This is a genomic window from Rhodopirellula sp. UH5, from assembly GCF_056839225.1.
The window spans coordinates 5,157,233-5,174,155 of the sequence record NZ_CM166390.1; the positions used below are offsets into that span (position 1 = coordinate 5,157,233).

A 16,923-nucleotide genomic window follows, 5' to 3' on the forward strand; every position below is an offset into this window, starting at 1 on the left:
CATGAGTATTCTGGTCGACAAAAACACCAAGGTCATTTGCCAGGGGATCACTGGCAACGCCGGGAAATTTCACTCTCTCGGGTGCCGCGACTACGGCACGCAAATGGTTGGCGGTGTCACGCCCGGCAAAGGTGGCCAAGACGTCGAAGGCATTCCTGTTTTCGATACCGTGGAAGAAGCGGTTCAAAAGACCGGCGCCGACGCGACGATGATTTTCGTCCCGCCGCCGTTCACCGCGGACGCCATCTTGGAAGCCGTTGACGCTGGCATTCGTGTCATCGCCGCCATCACCGAAGGCGTGCCTGTCATCGACATGGTCCGAGTCTACGAAAAGGTCAAAGCCAGCGGATCGACGCTGATCGGCCCCAACTGCCCCGGTTTGATCACCCCCGGTGAATGCAAAATCGGCATCATGCCCGGTTACATCCACAATCCCGGCAAAGTTGGCGTGATGAGCCGCAGTGGAACGCTGACCTACGAAGCCGTTTGGCAAACCAGTTCGCTGAAACTCGGCCAAAGCACCTGCGTTGGTCTGGGTGGCGACCCGATCGTCGGAACGAACTACATCGACCTGTTCAAGATGTACCAAGAAGACGACCAAACCGAAGCGATCTTGATGATCGGTGAAATCGGTGGCAGCGCTGAAGAAGAAGCCGCCGCGTTCGTCAAAGAGCACGTGACCAAGCCGGTCGCCGCCTTCATCGCGGGTCGCACCGCACCTCCCGGAAAACGCATGGGCCACGCCGGTGCGATCATCAGTGGCGGCAAAGGAACGGCAGAAGAAAAGGTCGCCGCGTTGGAAGACGCCGGCATCGTCGTCGCTCCTTCGCCCGCTGAAATGGGCGAAGCCGTCGTCAAGGCAATGTCGAAGTAGTTCCGGCAACGAGGATCCTCTCCCAAGACGAAGAGGTCGTGCGACGCCATTCAGGCGTCCGCGAGGAAGGGGCCGAGCATGGGAGGCCGCGCGGACTGCCCTCCCCCGGCAAGCTCGCTGAACGCTCGCTTTCCGACCCCTCCCGCTGCACGGGCGGGGTTTTGCAAGCCGTCGGCCAGGTCTCACCTGGCCTGACGAATCGGTGGAAAGCGGTCCAATCAAGGTGGTCGCATTTTGCTCGGGTTTCACAGGGGCTTGCGTTCGCGAGTGAGGCCACGAAGTGGTCACAGACGGTAGCCGGTGGTCGAGCAAAGCGAAAACCACCGGACAGTGACAGTTCCACATCCGTGCCCATTCTTTGCTGCTGCGGGCGGGGTGGAGAGGGCGTGTTGGTGGCAGTTTTGCCGCGTGTGCCACGCTGGCGGGCTGTCACGGATGAGCTGCTGAATTCCGGTCACGATCCTCGGATTTGGCGCAAGTCATTGTCTCGCAGGGGCTTGCGGCCAGTCTTTCTGTCTGCGGCACAGCGATTGCTTATTGGGCGGCTTCAACGAACAAAGCTGCCATTTTGGTTGGCCGTGAAGTCGGACGCGTTTGAAATCGCTCCGATCAGCCAGCCGGAACCGGTTAGCCCCACCACACATTTCCCCCACATCTCGACTCCAGACCACGAAAGGTGTCACGGACATGGCAGCAGCCACCAAGAGTGCAACCAAAATTCGTTTGCAACCCCTCGGCGAACGCATCGTTGTTCAGCGTGAGGAAAGCGAAACCACGACCGCCGGCGGCATCGTGTTGCCCGATTCGGCCATGGAAAAGCCTGCTCGAGGGACCGTTGTGGCCTTGGGCACCGGCAAATTGCTGGACGACGGCAGCCGAGCTGACTTCCAACTCGTCGCTGGCGATCGCGTGCTGTTCAGCAGCTACGCCGGCGAAACCGTCGAAGTCGACGACGCCGAATACCTGCTTATGCGAGAAGACGACGTCCTGGCCGTGATCGAGTGATCATCGGCGATGGTTTCCATCGCGTTGTTCTGAAACCCATCTCTGCACACCTTTAAATTTAATAGACCACCATGCCAAAAATCATTGCGTTTGACCAAGAAGCACGCGAAGCCATTCGCCGCGGCGTGTCCAAACTCGCTCGCACCGTGAAAGTCACTTTGGGCCCCAAGGGTCGCAACGTGATTTTGCAAAAGAGCTTCGGCAGTCCCACCGTGACCAAAGACGGCGTGACCGTTGCCAAGGAAATCGAACTGGAAGACCCCTATGAAAATATGGGTGCTGCAATGGTTCGCGAAGTCGCGAGCAAGACCAGTGACGTTGCCGGTGACGGAACGACCACCGCAACCGTGATGGCCGAAGCGATCTTCAACGAAGGCCTCAAAGCCGTCGTCGCTGGCGTCAACCCGATCCAAATGAAGAGCGGAATTGAAACCGCGGTTGCCGACATCACCGAGCAACTTCACAGCATGGCGGTCAAGGTCAAAGACCAAGAAGCCATGGCCAACGTCGCGACCATCGCCAGCAACAACGACCGTGAAATCGGAACGTTGCTCGCCGACGCGATGAGCAAGGTCGGCAAAGACGGCGTGATCACCGTCGACGAAGGCAAGAGCCTGCAGACCGAACAAGAGTGGGTCGAAGGCATGCAGTTCGATCGCGGCTACTTGTCGCCTTACTTCGTGACCGACTCGACCAGCATGGAAGTCGTTCTCGAAGACGCCTATGTCTTGGTCTTCGAAAAGAAGATCAGCAACATCAAAGACATGGTGCCGTTGCTCGAAAAAGTCGTTCAACAAGGCAAGCCTTTGTTGATCATCGCCGAAGACGTCGATGGCGAAGCACTCGCAACGTTGGTCATCAACCGTCTGCGTGGCACGTTCACCGTGTGTGCAGTGAAGGCACCTGGCTACGGCGATCGTCGCAAAGCCATGATGGAAGACATCGCGATTTTGACCGGTGGTCAAGCGATCTTCGAAGCGTTGGGCGTCAAGCTGGAAAGCGTCGACCTGCCACAACTCGGTCGTGCCAAGAAGATCATCGTCGACAAAGACAACACGACGGTCATCGAAGGTGGCGGCAAGAGCACTGACATCAAGGCTCGCATCGACCAAATTCGTCGCGAAATCGAGCTCAGCACCAGCGACTACGATCGCGAAAAATTGGAAGAGCGTTTGGCCAAGTTGGCCGGCGGTGTTGCCAAGGTGAACGTCGGTGCGGCAACCGAAAGCGAAATGAAAGAAAAGAAGGCTCGCGTCGAAGATGCGTTGCACGCGACTCGCGCAGCGGTCGAAGAAGGCATCCTGCCCGGCGGTGGTGTGGCCTTGCTTCGTGCCAGCGGCAAAGTCAAAGCGGCTGAGACCCTGAGCGATGACCAATTGGTTGGTTACAACATCGTTCTGCGTGCCTGCCGTGCTCCGTTGACCATGATCAGCGAAAACGCTGGCCAAGATGGCGGCATCGTCTGCGAAAAAGTTTTGGCAATGAAGGGCAACGAAGGCTACAACGCGTTGACCGACGTTTACGAAGACTTGGTCAAGTCCGGCGTCATTGACCCAACCAAGGTGACTCGCACCGCACTGGGCAACGCAGCTAGCGTCGCAACCTTGTTGCTTACCAGCGACGCGTTGGTTGCTGAGAAGCCAGAAAAGAGTGGCAAAGCCGGTCACGGTGGCGACCACGACATGTATTGATCCCAGCGGGGCGAACGTTCCGTTCCGCCCTCTGTGTTCCAAACATCCAACCCTTCGCTGTTCTCAGCGGAGGGTTTTTTATTGGGGCAGCGCAAACGGAAATTCCCATTGCTGAGTGCCGCCGGCTTGGGTGGGACGGGTTCTGTGCGGAGGACCGTTCGGCGATTGTTTGCCGTGTTCTTCAGTCGTCTGTGCGTTTCTGGTGACTCCCACGCTCCTCGTGTTATTCACGTTCGCTGGTGAGTCCGTTGATTGCGATCAGTTTGTTGAATCGATCCAAGCAGCAAGCGGAGTGAAGCAGGCGGATGCGGCTCCACTCCCAGCGGGTTTCGATTCTGCTATTTGCCGTTGCCTTGAAGCACGCAGCTTTCGACCGTTTCTTGGTAGGCTTCCAGGCCGGGGACTTCGAGGTCTTTGATTTTGGCGCCGTCGTCCCAGCGGCGGACGAGCACAACCGTTTCGTGGTGCGGATTCTTCTCGAACTCGGCGACGTCTTCGGGCGTGAACTTCCCGCCTTGCAGGTCCAGGCTTCGTTTCGACGCCTGTGACAGCCCGTCGTGATAGCGGGGGTCGACTGCGCAGAGGTATCGTTTCGCAGGCACATGCTGACGAATGGATTCGATGATCACAGTTGGAAAGAAAGGCTCGAGCAAGTCTGCCCCAACGGTCTCGTGGCACCAATCTTCTTGCAAGAAATCCCCCTGGGCATCGTGCTCGTCCATTAGGAAGTGACCGATGTCGTGCAGCAGCGCTGCGGTCACTTGTTCGTCAGTGGCTCCGTTGGTTCGTGCCAGGAACGCCGCCTGCAGCCCGTGCTGAAGTTGGGTCACGGACTCGTCGTAGAAGCTCTGGCCATGCTGGTCCATGTATTGGAACAGCAAGCTGACTTTGTCTGCCGCTGTCTTTGCGTTCTCGAGGCACTCCGCCAGCGAGGTGTCGACTTTCTGATTCATGATTGTTCCGGGGGTTTGCCGTTGAAGTGACCGATTTTACTAACTCGCATTCTCTGATCGCCAGCCTTCGCCGCCTCCGCGAAGGCTTGTCGTTTGTCGGCGTAATACGATGCGCGAAGATCGCCTTCTGCAAGCGCGTTGTAGGTGAGGTAGAGCGTCCGCCGGGACTGATCCGTTTGATTGAAAAGACTGTAATGGGGGGCATAAGAGCTGAAGAACAATGCGTCTCCAGCTTTCATCGGGATCGGTTCCCAGTTCAGTGATTTTGCTTTGCTCTCTTCAATGCAGCCCTGGTCGTTCAGGTGAATCAAACCTTCGCGGTGCAACTCTGGAGCGAAGTAAAGGCAGCCGTTTTCTGGTGTCGCGTCATCAATTGCGATGGAGCACGTGATGTGCAGCTTCACGAATTCATAGGCGGGAGCATCCTGGTGTGCGGCGTATCCGCCACCACCGGGATACTTGTAGTTGATTTTTTCTTTGTACAGGACAACAGGCTGCCCGAGCAGGCTGCCGGCTGTTTCTGGGACTTTGCCGGTGGTCAGCAGTCGTCGCAGTCCGTCATGAAAATCGATGATGTACTCCGTTCGAGCCGGCCTTGCGATGGGACCGATTTGCTCAAAGTGATGCATCCACTTTTCCGGATCGGGCGGCCATGAGCTAATTTGCTCCACCCATTCTTTCAGGTCGTTGGTTTCGGTTTCAGAAAGAAAGCCAGGGAATTGGACGTAACCTTTTTGTTCCCATGTTTCGAGGTGATCCACTGACGGAGAGATGCTCATGGCGTGACTCCTGTCGGCACTGCGGTTTCGGCAAGAGGGTGTTCAATGGTTTCCATCGGGAAGGAACTTCCTTGTTTTCGAAAGTAGAGAGCCACAACCGCCGCCAGGGCGATGGAGGCAGGTGAAATGACCACGGCGAGCCTGAACAGCAGGCCTTTGAAGTCGACCGATTCGGGGCTGATCAGATGAAAAAGGATCATCATGAAGATGGTGCAGAAGTAGCCCGCGCAGTCGCCTAGGTAGAGCAAGTACCCCGCGTTGGCTTTTTCTTTCAGCAGCGCGACTGCCCGCTCATAGACCGTCGTATGAAATAGGACGTAGGGAACGTAGAGGCAGATTCCAATCTGAACCATGTAGAGAAACGCGGTTGCTTCCGTCCACTCAGGGGTGCTCCACCAAAACAGTGTGGTGCCAAAGGCGCTGGCAAATGAAACCGCGATGATCCCCATGCTGACCTGGAGCGCTCGGTAGTTGCCCGGAATCAAAACGGTGATTGCGCTCAACAGGACGGCGACGACCGCCACCCAGGTTTCCGAAATAGCGAATATCTCCGGTCGTTCAACGCCGAATCCCGACCAGATTTCGGTTGCGTAGTCGTCACGGATGCTTCGGAACACAGTGAGCAAAACCATGACCAAGACCAATGCGCAGATCCCCAATGCGTAGCGTGAAAAGAAGCGTCCACGTTCCTCCCCGTTGAATGGGGTTCGAGGAGAACGGGCGGAGATGTCAAGTTCGCCTGGGGGAGGCAATTGTTCTAGCATCCAGACACCTAGAAGCAGTGGCACCCAGAACAACGCCCCGGTCACGAAGGGCATCCAGAAAGGGCTGACTTGTTGGTATTCCATGAGCATTGCTCCCACGGACTTCACCGATCCAGAGGCCATGATGAAGCTCGCACAGAGTCCTGCGGCCAATGCCTCCGTCACACGGCGTCCCTCGAGATAAGCAAAGACACAACCGAACACCATCCCCAGCGGCAAGCCGTTGAAAAACAGGCAAATAGGTTTCAGCGAAAAAGGCACCACGGCATACAGCAGCAGCGCCAGATGGGACACGGCAATGAGCGACAGGATCATCACCGCCCTTCGGCGAGGCGATAGCTCGGAAATCACCTTGATGCCGATCAGCTTGGAAAGTGCGTAGCCGCCCACCTGGGCAAATAGCAGCACCACCTTGAAATCAAGGCCGCCAATCAGCAGGCCCTCGTACTTGACCACCGTGAACGGCTTGCGGAAGGCGTACATGCAGAAGTACGTGACGAAAGCCGCCAGCATCGCCCAGAGCGTCAACGCGATTGGGTGGCTTCGGTCCAAGCGATTGGCAATGGCAGCGATTCGCATGAACAGGTCCGTTTGGCTGGAAGCGTGTGCGATGATGAGGGATGTGTCACCGCAAGGCGGGGATCGTAGCTTTCCAACTTGTGTGAAAGGTGAATGCTGCATGAAGCTCGCAAGAAGGAATCACCGATCCCATTTGCTGGACTCCAAGTCGATTTCGGATCGGTTCGTGCCGATGAAAGATTCATGGAATCCCGTGAATTCCTTGGGAAGACCCGATTGGAAGAAGTCCGTCGGGGTTGCAAATTTTCGCTCTGAGACGTACTTTTTGCCTTCCTTTCCCGCCCCGCCAGTGTTTTGGCAGGGCGTATCCTTTACCCAGTTCATTGCATTTTGGGGCGAAGGGCACCGAAATCACGCGTTTTTGCGTCGTTTTCACCGCTCTGGGGCTGCTGTTTTCCTGTTGATGGAAAGCCAGTTCTCCGAACCCGCACTGAACCAAATCCTGGAGATGCCGCGAACAATGCGCGGCAAAGATTCTGATGGCAAACGAAATTGTCAAAGAGATGATTGAAGCTGGTGTCCACTTTGGTCACCGCACCAGTCTCTGGAACCCGAAGATGGCTCCTTACATCTTCGGTAAGAAAAACCAAATCCACATTCTCGACATTCGCGAAACCCTGCGTGGTTTGCTGCGAGCGAAGAAGTATCTTTCGCAAGTCGCCGCTGGCGGCAGCTTGATTCTGTTCGTCGGCACCAAGCGTCAAGCTGGGGAAGCCGTTGAAGAGCAGTCGCTGCGTTGCGGGATGCCTTTTGTCAGCGAGCGTTGGCTCGGTGGCACCCTGACCAACTTCCGCACCATTCGCAGCCGACTGGGCCGTTTGGAAGAGCTGGAAGCCCTTCGGAAGGGTGACGGCATCAACGAATACAGCAAGAAGATGCAGTCGTCGTTGAACCGCGAATATCGCAAGATGTATCGCAACTTGAACGGTTTGCGATCGATGAACCGGTTGCCAGAAGTCATGTTCATCGTCGACCCAGGCAAAGAACGCAACGCGGTTCGCGAAGCCAAACGTTTGGGCATCACGACCGTTGCTCTGATCGATACCGACAGCGACCCAAGCCAAATCGATTTGCCGATTCCAGGCAACGATGACGGGATTCGCAGCGTTGAAATGATCATGCGAGAACTGGCGGACGCTGTGATCGCTGGCAAGGGACAAACCCAAACCGAAGCGGCACCCAACACCCAGGCTGCTCCGGAAGCCGCTGCCGCGCCCGCAGAAGAAGTCGCCGCCGCTCCCAGCGAAGGCTGATCTCGACCACCACATTCACTGAATTCAATCAACGATTAGGAAACAGAAACATGACGACGATTTCCGCCAAGGCGGTGAGCGAACTTCGCAAGTCCACCGGCGCCGGGATGATGGATTGCAAGAAGGCATTGGAAGAATCCGGTGGCGACTTGGATGGCGCGATGGACTACCTCCGCAAAAAAGGCCAGAAGGTCGCGGCCAAGCGAGCGGATCGCGAAGCTTCCGAAGGCGTTGTGGCTGCCGTGGTTGAAGGCAAAAAAGGCTTGTTGTTGGCACTCAGTTGCGAAACCGACTTCGTTGCCAAAAACGAAGCGTTCATCGAGCTGACCAACACCATCGCCAAGATGGCTTTCGACGCCAATTGCACCACGATTGACGAAGTCAACGCACTCGAAATCGACGGCACGACGGTCAAAGAGCGTTTGGTCAACGAAACCGGCAAGGTCGGCGAGAAGATCGAAGTCTCCAATTTGGAAGTCGTCGAAGGTGAAAACCTGGCGTCGTACATCCACGCGGGTGCCAAGATCGGTGTCCTGGTGTCGTACAAAGACGGTGGCAAAGAAGACGCGCCCCTGTTCTTCCGCGGCGTCTCGATGCACATCGCTGCCATGAAACCTTCGATCCTTCACCCCAACGAATTCGATGAAGAATTCGTTGCCAAGGAAACCGAAGCACTTCAGGCTCAGATCAACGCTGAGAATGAACTGAACGAACGAGAAAACCTCGGCAAGCCGATGAAGAACGTTCCTCAGTTTGCAAGCCGTCGCCAACTGACTCCTGAAGTCTTGGCTGCGACCGAAGATGCGATCAAGGAAGAACTGAAGGCCGAAGGCAAGCCTGAGAAGATCTGGGACAAGATTGTTCCTGGTAAGCTCGAGCGTTTCATCGCCGACAACACGCTGCTCGACCAAGAGCGTTGCTTGTTGAGCCAGTTCTACGCACTGGACGACAGCAAGACCGTCGAAGCTGCGATCAAAGAATTCCACCCGGAAGCCGAAGTGGTGGTCTTCAAGCGAGTCTCCGTCAACTGATTGTTGACCCGCGAATCTGAAATTCAAAACGCCTTGCTCATGGCTTTCATGAGCAAGGCGTTTTTTGTGATCCAAGCGTAGTGGTCTGTCAGGACTTGTTTTTAGGGTAGTGGACGAGGCCACGAGTCCTGAATTGGCGTCAAATCCAAGGACTCGTGGCCTCGTCCACTACGATCAACCCTATCTTTTAGCTGTGACAGACCAGTCGCCGGATTTGCCAAGCATTCGGACTCGTCTACAGATCCAGTGTCTGCAGCAACGACAGTGTGGCGACGCCATAGAACGTGTATTCGACGTCTGGGGTTTGGTCGAGTTCAAACCCAACGAAGCCGCCCTCTCGCTGCATGGAATCAGCGTATCGCTGCAATCGCGGCGCATCGATTCTGGAACCGGCACCGAGGTCGACCAGCGTGATCAGACCGGTGCAGGAGCTGAGCAAATCGGCGAACGGAATCCGCGTGTTGGCCGTCAAGCCACCTTCGTCACTCTGCATCTCCAGCAGAAACTCAATCGTGTCGGCCTGCTGAGCAGGGTCCAGTCGCCCGAGTGTCTTCAGCGATCCAATCGCAGCCGCGGTCGGGTTCACGCCCGCTCGTTTGGCAACGCGGATCTCGCGGTAGCCGCCATCTGGTTGCTGTTGGCTTGCCAGGAATCGGAGGAGGCCATCGACGTCGGGGACGGGGACATCCATCAGTTCGTAGCACAGCACGGAGAGGAACGTTTGGTAGGTGCTGCCGGCGCGGCCCTCCGGCGTTTTCGCGAATCCGCCGTCGTCGGTGCGGAGGTCTGCCAGCAACGCCGCGACGTTGTCTCGCCATTGGTGGTCTTCGTCCGAGATCACCACGACGCCGGAGGCCATTTCGAGAATCGCCGCACCAAAGATCAGGGACATCAGGTCCACGATGGAATCCCGTTGTCTCATCCGCCGGCGTAGGAAAATGCCTGCTGCTTCGGCGGTGGGGGGGTCGAGTTCGCCGAGGAGCCAAAGCGTTCGCAACGCAAAGGAGGAGTAGTAGGGATCGCTTTCGCCTTCGCGGCCCGCAAATCCACCGTCGTCGCGTTGTCGCAATCTCAGCCAGTCTGCGTGGCGAGATCGGAATTCGGGGCTCAGCCGACTTGCACCGACGGACAATCGCAACGTCAGTTCTTGCAGGTAACCACTCAAATCAAATTGCCAACAAGATGTCCAGCATTTCCGCTGCGGTTGAAATCACGCGCGACGAAGCTTGGAAGGCGCGTTGGTAGGAAATCATCTTAATCGACTCTTCGTCGATGTTCACACCGGTGATCGCCAGGTGTTGGCTTTTCAGCGTCGAATACAAATCGTTGAGTCCTTCGGTCGCACTGTTCTGCACGCTGATTTCGCGTCCCAGTGCCGCGATGGTTTGTTCGTGGATTCCGCGGATTGAGCGGTTGCCCAGTTCGTCCAGCGGTTGATCCACCAGGTCGAGCATGTTGTACAGCGTGTTGGTATCAGCATTGATGCCGCCGTCGGAAATCGCCAGCAAATCGATGTTGTCGGCCAGCACCGAGTTGACCTCGATGTCCACCGCAGACGATCCCGTGAAGAAGGTGTTCATTCCGGCCGCCGCCACAAAACCACTGGTGTCTTGCCCAAAGGTGAACTGGGCCGTGGCCGAGTCGCTGTCGATTCGAATGCGACCATCGCCGGAAAGCGACGCTGTCACACCTTCGACGGCGTTGATGTCAGAGACAATGGATGAGATGGTCGAGTCGTTGACGGTCCCCAAGTTGCGAACGTCGATCCGCGTGGTGCTGACCAGTTCTCCGTCGGAGTCCACGATGTTGAAATCAAAGCTGCCGTTGCTCGGTTCGAAGGGCAATTCCGCTTCGCCCAGTGGCACACCGGGTTGGCTGGTGTTGCTGGAAACCAACGAGGTGAATCCGGTCCGGCCTTGGCCTTGAGAGTGAACCTTGTTCACGCCCTGGATGAGTGCCGCGGCCATTTGATCCAGGCTCTCAACATATTCGCCAAAGACACCGCTGCGAGCTTCCATCGCCGCGCCAAGCTTGCCTCCGGTGGCTTTCAAAGGAGCGTCGGTGTCGATGATTCGGACTTCCTGCCCGCCCGCCTCTTCACTGTAGGCAGAGTAGACTTCGCGGCGATTGCCATCGGCAATCAAGTAGTCCCCGCCCACGAAGACGCTGACGTTTCCCGACGCTTGCTCTTGGAAGTTGATGTTGACGTAGCTGGCCAATTCTTCCAGGTCGCGGTAGCGTTGGTCACGCAGTCCGGTCGCGTCGCTGCCGAGTGTGCCGCCACCTTCGATGGTTGCAATTTCGACGTTCAGCTGAGCGATTCGTTCAGTCAGGCGATTGATTTGCGTCGCTGCGTCATCGAGTTCTGCATTCCAGCCGTCTTGCAGTTCACCCGCGTTGGTGCGGAGTTGTTGGACGTTGCTGGCCAGAGTTTGGCCTTGGATGATCACAAATTCTCGGGTGGCCGCATCGTTGGGCTGCGTCGACAGGTCGTGCATCGCATTGTTGAAGAGACTGAATTGTTCATTCAGTCCACCGCCATCGAGGTCCGTGATCAGGGACTCCAGTTGGCCGTAGGCGGAGCTGAGCGAATCGGCACCGGCCGCCGCGGTTTTCGCGTTGAACATCCGCTCGGCCAATTGCTGGTCGATCACCTGCACGACACCGGTGGCGCGAACACCGTGGCCCTGGATCAAGTTGCCCTGACGGTAGGCCACCGCAGGCGTCTGTTCCAGACGTTGGCGGATATACCCTTCGGTATTGGCGTTGGCGATGTTATTGCCAACGACCTGCAGTCCAATCTGGGCCGCGTCAAGCGCCCCCTTGGATTGTTGGATGGTGCCGAACAGCCCCATGGTCGTCTCGCGAAAGTGTGAAGCCGAGCGTTCGTGCGCGCACACGTGTCTTCGTTGAATCGGCTCACGAGCCCGTCAAACTTGACCCAATCGGTTCAGCAGGAAGCAAAGTCATTGACCTGGGCGGTCACCTTGTCTGGCGACCCGCCTCACTGGTTGAGGATCCACCATTCTCAGGAGGTCGTGCAGTTTTTAAATGCTGTGCTTGCAATGCCTTAAGAACCCCGCCCGTGCAGCGGGAGGGGTCGGGAAGCGAGCGTTCAGCGAGATTTCCGGGGGAGGGCAACACGCGCCGCTTCCCCTGCTCTGCCCCCTCCCTCGCGTACGCCTGAACGGCGTCGCTCGACCTCCCCCAAAACTTCGTTTCAGGAGAGGTGCGCCACGTGAAAACCCGCCAAAACGCAGCACCAGAAAACTGCACGACCTCCAAGGGAGGGTGAAGTAAAACGGCACGATCTCTCAGCGGGGGGATGGCTTTGCTGCTGAAAAATTTGGGATGCCGGGGTTCTTTCTCGCCTGGGCTGCGACCCGGAAGTCGACGCCAGAGACCAATGGAACGCCAATCTTGGCATCGGACGTGCAAAACATCATGGCGGACATGTCGGGCTTCACGTTGACCAAGTTTTGTTCTCCAGTGACAATTCGGTTACGGAAGTCTTCGAACCCTTTTCGTTTTTCCCGCTGAAACTACCTCATGAGTACCGTCCCGTCGCAGCAACATGCCTCCGCCCAAGTCCCCGATTCTCGCGGGCGATTCGGCGATTTTGGTGGCCGTTTCGTTCCCGAGACACTCACGCGGGCACTCGATGAGCTTTCCGAAGAGTACGAAAAGGCCAAGCGGGATCCCGAGTTTCAGCGTGAATTGGACGGTTTGCTGAAGACCTTTGTCGGGCGTCCCAGCCCGCTGTACCACGCCAAGCGGTTGTCTTCGGCCGTTGGTGGGGCCCAGATTTGGTTGAAACGCGAAGACCTCAATCACACCGGCGCTCACAAAATCAACAACACGATCGGGCAAGCCCTGCTGACGCTGCGGATGGGCAAGACTCGAGTGATCGCCGAAACCGGCGCTGGTCAGCATGGCGTGGCGTCGGCGACCGCTTGCGCCCACTTCGGACTGCCCTGCACCGTTTACATGGGCGCGGAAGACATTCGGCGGCAAAAACCCAATGTGTTCAGCATGAAGTTATTGGGGGCCAAAATCTCGCCCGTCGAGTCCGGTTCGCGAACGCTGCGGGACGCGGTCAACGAAGCGATGCGAGACTGGATGGCTTCGGTCGAGAACACGCACTACATCATCGGCAGCGTGATCGGCCCGCATCCATTCCCAATGATGGTTCGTGATTTTCAATCGGTGATCGGCCGCGAAACGCGTGAGCAGTGCCGGGACACGTTTGGTCGGTTGCCGGATTGCGTCGTCGCATGCGTCGGTGGTGGCAGCAACGCGGCGGGCATGTTCTATCCGTTTGTCGAAGACGAAGGGGTGCGAATGGTCGGTGTGGAAGCTGGTGGCCGATCGGCAACACCCGGTGATCACGCGTCGCCACTGTCTTATGGGTGCCCCGGCGTTCTGCACGGCAGTTACAGCTACGTGATGCAAGACGATGATGGTCAAACGTGTGACGTGCATTCGATGAGCGCCGGGTTGGACTACCCCGGGGTCGGTCCTGAACACAGTTATTGGAAGGACACGAAACGCGTCGACTACATCGGTTGCCGTGACGAGGAAGCGCTGATCGCGTTTGAACGCTTGGCATCCAGCGAAGGCATCTTGGCAGCCCTTGAAACCTCTCATGCGGTGGCCAAAGCCATGGAGGTCGCGGCCGAAATGTCGGACCAAGAACACTTGGTGATCTGCTTGTCCGGACGAGGCGACAAGGACTCGATGGAAATCGCTCGTCTGCGCGGAGAAGAGTGGTGAACCACGTTTGCCGTTTCATGAGCCGCACGGCATGAGTCCGATGCCACCTGCTCTGGGATTTCACATTCCTTGTCGGGGTGAGCGAAGCAAGGGGAGGTCTAGCAGACTGTTGATTGAAAACGTTTCGCAGATCGAACGATCAGCCCACGGGCGCGAGCCCACGGTTGCCGGAGACGAACCGGACGTGATCGCGTTCCGGCTGACTAAATCAACAGGCTGCCAGGCGTTGAATTCCTGGCTCACGCCCCTCGGCTCAGCTCTGAATCGGCTGACTGACTGGACAATCCGTTGACGAGATTCGTTGTTCGAAGCTGACCTGATCATTTCTTGGCTGTGCAGCCTTCACGAGGCGTTGCCCAACCCACCCATCCGTTTGACTCTTCTTTCTCTGATTGCATGTCTGCCCAAGACCGTACCCTGGATCACTACCAGGAATTGATGACCATCAACGCCACTTCGCACGTGTTGCGAACCGGCCGTGAACTCGGATTGTTCGACGCCTTGCTGGAAGGTCAGAAAACGCTCGAGGTGCTGGCCGAACGCACCGGTTTGCCGGAGTCACGGTTGTTGCTGTTGCTGCGACCCCTGACATCGGTGGGGATCATCGAGAAGTACGCCGAGGATTATGCGATTTCATCGGTCGCTCGTTTGTTGTGCCAATACGATGCGGACCTGGGCGACGCGATTTGGCAGGGCGCCCCGGCCGGATTGAAATCCGAGCCTCAATCGTCTGCCGATGCCGCCGTCCCTCAGAGTCGCTTTGATTCCATTGCCGCGACTCAGTGGGTGCACACACCTGCGGCGATGCAGGCGGCAGAAATCTTGGACTTTGGACCGACTCCAGGAGAAGAGGACGAAGGCGCAGGAACGGTTTTGAGTTCCGGCGACTCGGCTCCACAAACGTTGCTCGATCTCGGATGCGGGTCGGCGGTATGGAGCTGTGCGGCAGCTCACCGTGACCCACAGTTGCGAGTCACGTTGGTGGACCATCCCGGTGCCTTGGAAGCGGCGCTCGCAACGGCCAATTCGATCGAGTTGGGTGATCGCTTTGAATCCATTCAAGGCGACGCTTTGACCACAGAGCTTCCCGAGGGGCAGTTCGACCATGTGTTGATCGCTCAGCGACTGAACAGCTATTCGCCCGATCAGATTCGTTTGATGTTGCAACGCGCGACGTCCGCGGTGAAGTCGGGTGGGCGGGTGATTGTGATTGATTCATTCGAAGGCCCGAACCGCCCGAGTTTGGCGGAGTCAATTGAAGCCCTGCGGATCGGAATCGAGACCGAAGGCGGTGCGGTGCCCGAATTGAAAGAGGCTCAGGAACGGATGAAGGTTGCCGGATTGGAATCGATTCAGTTCACCTTCATCGCAGCCAGTCGCGTCGGACTGGGGCTGATGACTGGGATCAAACCGTGATGGTTTCCAAGCCTTCGTCGCGAGACGCGAATGTGCCGATCGGATCGGACATGGGAGACGACCCATGGCTGTGGTGGCGGGATCGCATGCCGGTGACCAACCATTGGGCTTACTTCGACCACGCAGCCGTGGCACCGATCAGCCAACCGGCCGCCGAGGCACTTCGTTCCTTCGCCGAAGTCGCGGCATCGCATGGCGATGTGCACTGGATGGATTGGTCCAATGCCGTCAATCGATTGCGTGACCTGACGGTGGATTTGATTCACTGCGAGTCGGAAGAGGTCACGTTGGTTCCCAACACCACCACCGGAATCAACTTGGTCGCCGAAGGTCTGGATTGGAAAGCCGGTGACAACATGGTTGTTCCGGAAGGCGAATTTCCAAGCAACCTGTATCCGTGGCTGAACCAGCAAGCTCGCGGTGTCGAGATTCGAATCGTTCCGCGTCGTGATGGACGCGTCGAGGTCGAGGACTTGATGGCTCAAGTTGATGAACGCACTCGTTTGATCTCAGTCAGTTGGGTCGGCTACGCCAGCGGTTTTCGCGTGGACCTGGATCACTTGGTGAAAGAGGCCCACGAACGAGGCGTGCTGGTGTTCCTCGATGCGATCCAAGGTCTGGGGATGTACCCGCTCGACATGCGAACCTGCGATGTCGACTTCGTCGCCGCTGACGGGCACAAGTGGCTGCTCGGTCCGGAAGGGGCCGGGGTGGCGGTGATTCGCAAGCGTCATTTGAATTCGCTGCGTTGTCCCACCGTGGGCTGGAAGAGCGTTGAGAACGCGCACCTGTTTTCGGGATCCACATTTGAGTTGCGGGAGGACGCATCCCGTTTTGAAGGTGGCTCGCTGAACCAATCTGGAATGATCGCGTTCGCGGCCAGTTTGGAAATGTTCACCGCGGTGTCGCAACGATTCGGGGCCGATGCGATCGGAAATCGCGTGTTGGAACGCGCTCAGCGTCTCCGCGGTTTGCTGACGCAAGCCGGTGCGAAATTGTTGTTTGGGCCTTGGGATGAGACGCCTCACGCCAGTGCGATCACGACATTTGAAGTGCCTGGGGAATCACCAGATGATTTCCGCACGCGGGCTCTCGAATCGGGGGTGGTGATCAGTTGCCGCGGCGGCGGCATTCGGGCCAGCGTTCATGTCTATAATGACGACGCGGATTTGCAACGATTGGCCGATTTGGTCACTTCGTCCCCCGCTGTTTCTTCTTCCAATCCAGCGCGGAGCTGATCTGCCTTGTCTCTGAACTCCTCCAACGCCGACGCTGGCGAACTGTCGCATTCCATCGCTGTGTACACTGGGTCGTTCGATCCTGTCACGCTCGGTCACTTGCACATCATCGAACGCGCCTCCAAGTTGTTCGACACATTGGTGGTCGGGATCGGCATCAACGCAGACAAAAAAGCGTTGTTCAATCCGGAAGAACGCATCGAATTGGTGCAAGCCATCTCGAATCATTTGCCGAACGTGCGTGTTCAAACCTTTGATGGTTTGGCGGTCGATTTTGTGCGTTCGCTGGGTGCCAGCGTGATGGTGCGGGGGATTCGTCCACTGACCGATATCGCCGGCGAGTTCACCATGATGATGGCCAACCGCCAACTCGACGCGGAAATTGAAACCGTGTTCTTGATGGCCGACGAGCGATTTGCGCACGTCAGTTCTTCGTTGCTGAAACAGATCGCAATGCTGAGCGAGGACGATGGGCACCTGGCGAAATTTGTGCCGCGTCCGGTCATCGCGTCCTTGCGTGCCAAGCTTTCCGCGCAAGCGTTCTGATACTCGCCGGGAATCTGCCTG

General features: G+C 57.3%; 15 protein-coding genes. 10 read left to right on the forward strand and 5 right to left on the reverse strand.

Annotated features, from left to right (window positions below; genetic code table 11):
- The first annotated feature begins 1 nt into the window (after window position 1).
- The 3 genes from sucD (at window position 2) to groL (ending at window position 3,570) form a co-directional block, all read left to right on the forward strand.
- Window positions 2-874, forward strand: a complete 873-nt coding sequence (gene sucD, locus UH5x_RS18160) for a succinate--CoA ligase subunit alpha (RefSeq protein WP_007327387.1) — start codon at window positions 2-4, stop codon at window positions 872-874.
- Window positions 875-1,561: 687 nt separating this feature from the next.
- Window positions 1,562-1,879, forward strand: coding sequence for a co-chaperone GroES (locus UH5x_RS18165; RefSeq protein ID WP_047816629.1), 318 nt, complete (start codon window positions 1,562-1,564; stop codon window positions 1,877-1,879).
- A gap of 71 nt (window positions 1,880-1,950) precedes the next feature.
- Window positions 1,951-3,570, forward strand: coding sequence for a chaperonin GroEL (gene groL, locus UH5x_RS18170; protein ID WP_047816630.1), 1,620 nt, complete (start codon window positions 1,951-1,953; stop codon window positions 3,568-3,570).
- A gap of 338 nt (window positions 3,571-3,908) precedes the next feature.
- Here the strand turns inward: groL and phnZ1 are convergent, their stop codons facing one another.
- From phnZ1 to UH5x_RS18185, 3 genes are read right to left on the reverse strand one after another with little or no spacing between them, the layout of a single operon-like run.
- On the reverse strand, window positions 3,909-4,523 hold the full coding sequence (gene phnZ1, locus UH5x_RS18175; protein ID WP_482633254.1) for a hydroxymethylphosphonate dioxygenase: 615 nt from the start codon (window positions 4,521-4,523) through the stop codon (window positions 3,909-3,911).
- Complete coding sequence (gene phnY, locus UH5x_RS18180) at window positions 4,520-5,302, reverse strand: methylphosphonate hydroxylase (protein ID WP_482633255.1); 783 nt, start codon at window positions 5,300-5,302, stop codon at window positions 4,520-4,522. The genes phnZ1 and phnY overlap by 4 nt, the downstream gene beginning before the upstream one ends.
- Entirely contained in the window at window positions 5,299-6,594 is a 1,296-nt protein-coding gene (locus UH5x_RS18185; RefSeq protein ID WP_482633256.1) for a DUF5690 family protein, read from the reverse strand. The genes phnY and UH5x_RS18185 overlap by 4 nt, the downstream gene beginning before the upstream one ends.
- A gap of 223 nt (window positions 6,595-6,817) precedes the next feature.
- Here UH5x_RS18185 and UH5x_RS18190 point away from each other — a divergent pair, with 223 nt between their 5' ends.
- Genes UH5x_RS18190 through tsf form a run of 3 tightly spaced genes read left to right on the forward strand, consistent with a single transcriptional unit; the run spans window position 6,818 to window position 8,929 of the window.
- The gene (locus tag UH5x_RS18190) at window positions 6,818-7,156 is read left to right on the forward strand and encodes a hypothetical protein (protein ID WP_150122684.1); all 339 of its coding nucleotides are present in this window, start codon (window positions 6,818-6,820) and stop codon (window positions 7,154-7,156) included.
- Window positions 7,125-7,898, forward strand: a complete 774-nt coding sequence (rpsB, locus tag UH5x_RS18195) for a 30S ribosomal protein S2 (RefSeq protein WP_047816633.1) — start codon at window positions 7,125-7,127, stop codon at window positions 7,896-7,898. Before UH5x_RS18190 ends, rpsB begins: the two co-directional genes overlap by 32 nt.
- 50 nt (window positions 7,899-7,948) lie before the next feature.
- A complete protein-coding gene (tsf, locus tag UH5x_RS18200) occupies window positions 7,949-8,929 on the forward strand; it encodes a translation elongation factor Ts (protein ID WP_047816634.1) in 981 nt (326 codons plus the stop codon).
- Between the two features lie 235 nt (window positions 8,930-9,164).
- Here the strand turns inward: tsf and UH5x_RS18205 are convergent, their stop codons facing one another.
- Both UH5x_RS18205 and flgK read right to left on the reverse strand, forming a co-directional pair.
- A complete protein-coding gene (locus tag UH5x_RS18205; protein WP_482633257.1) occupies window positions 9,165-10,094 on the reverse strand; it encodes a prenyltransferase/squalene oxidase repeat-containing protein in 930 nt (309 codons plus the stop codon).
- A 1-nt stretch (window position 10,095) separates the two neighbouring features.
- Entirely contained in the window at window positions 10,096-11,829 is a 1,734-nt protein-coding gene (gene flgK / locus UH5x_RS18210; RefSeq protein WP_236696601.1) for a flagellar hook-associated protein FlgK, read from the reverse strand.
- A gap of 649 nt (window positions 11,830-12,478) precedes the next feature.
- On the opposite strand from flgK, the gene trpB reads away from it, so the two are divergent.
- The 4 genes from trpB to coaD all read left to right on the forward strand — a co-directional run bounded on the left by trpB (window position 12,479) and on the right by coaD (window position 16,902).
- On the forward strand, window positions 12,479-13,702 hold the full coding sequence (gene trpB / locus UH5x_RS18215) for a tryptophan synthase subunit beta (protein ID WP_047816637.1): 1,224 nt from the start codon (window positions 12,479-12,481) through the stop codon (window positions 13,700-13,702).
- A gap of 396 nt (window positions 13,703-14,098) precedes the next feature.
- Window positions 14,099-15,118, forward strand: coding sequence for a class I SAM-dependent methyltransferase (locus UH5x_RS18220; protein WP_482633258.1), 1,020 nt, complete (start codon window positions 14,099-14,101; stop codon window positions 15,116-15,118).
- Window positions 15,118-16,356, forward strand: a complete 1,239-nt coding sequence (locus UH5x_RS18225; protein ID WP_482633259.1) for an aminotransferase class V-fold PLP-dependent enzyme — start codon at window positions 15,118-15,120, stop codon at window positions 16,354-16,356. The genes UH5x_RS18220 and UH5x_RS18225 overlap by 1 nt, the downstream gene beginning before the upstream one ends.
- Before the next feature lie 6 nt (window positions 16,357-16,362).
- Window positions 16,363-16,902, forward strand: coding sequence for a pantetheine-phosphate adenylyltransferase (gene coaD, locus UH5x_RS18230; RefSeq protein ID WP_173442718.1), 540 nt, complete (start codon window positions 16,363-16,365; stop codon window positions 16,900-16,902).
- The last annotated feature ends 21 nt before the right edge of the window (window positions 16,903-16,923 follow it).

Excerpts from the sequence above, each read along its gene's own strand:
- sucD (WP_007327387.1), top strand. The coding sequence starts at position 2 with ATGAGTATTCTGGTCGACAAAAACACCAAGGTCATTTGCCAGGGGATC.
- UH5x_RS18165 (WP_047816629.1), top strand. The coding sequence starts at position 1,562 with ATGGCAGCAGCCACCAAGAGTGCAACCAAAATTCGTTTGCAACCCCTC.
- groL (WP_047816630.1), top strand. The coding sequence starts at position 1,951 with ATGCCAAAAATCATTGCGTTTGACCAAGAAGCACGCGAAGCCATTCGC.
- phnZ1 (WP_482633254.1), bottom strand. The coding sequence starts at position 4,523 with ATGAATCAGAAAGTCGACACCTCGCTGGCGGAGTGCCTCGAGAACGCA.
- phnY (WP_482633255.1), bottom strand. The coding sequence starts at position 5,302 with ATGAGCATCTCTCCGTCAGTGGATCACCTCGAAACATGGGAACAAAAA.
- UH5x_RS18190 (WP_150122684.1), top strand. The coding sequence starts at position 6,818 with ATGAAAGATTCATGGAATCCCGTGAATTCCTTGGGAAGACCCGATTGG.
- rpsB (WP_047816633.1), top strand. The coding sequence starts at position 7,125 with ATGGCAAACGAAATTGTCAAAGAGATGATTGAAGCTGGTGTCCACTTT.
- tsf (WP_047816634.1), top strand. The coding sequence starts at position 7,949 with ATGACGACGATTTCCGCCAAGGCGGTGAGCGAACTTCGCAAGTCCACC.
- trpB (WP_047816637.1), top strand. The coding sequence starts at position 12,479 with ATGAGTACCGTCCCGTCGCAGCAACATGCCTCCGCCCAAGTCCCCGAT.
- UH5x_RS18220 (WP_482633258.1), top strand. The coding sequence starts at position 14,099 with ATGTCTGCCCAAGACCGTACCCTGGATCACTACCAGGAATTGATGACC.
- UH5x_RS18225 (WP_482633259.1), top strand. The coding sequence starts at position 15,118 with ATGGTTTCCAAGCCTTCGTCGCGAGACGCGAATGTGCCGATCGGATCG.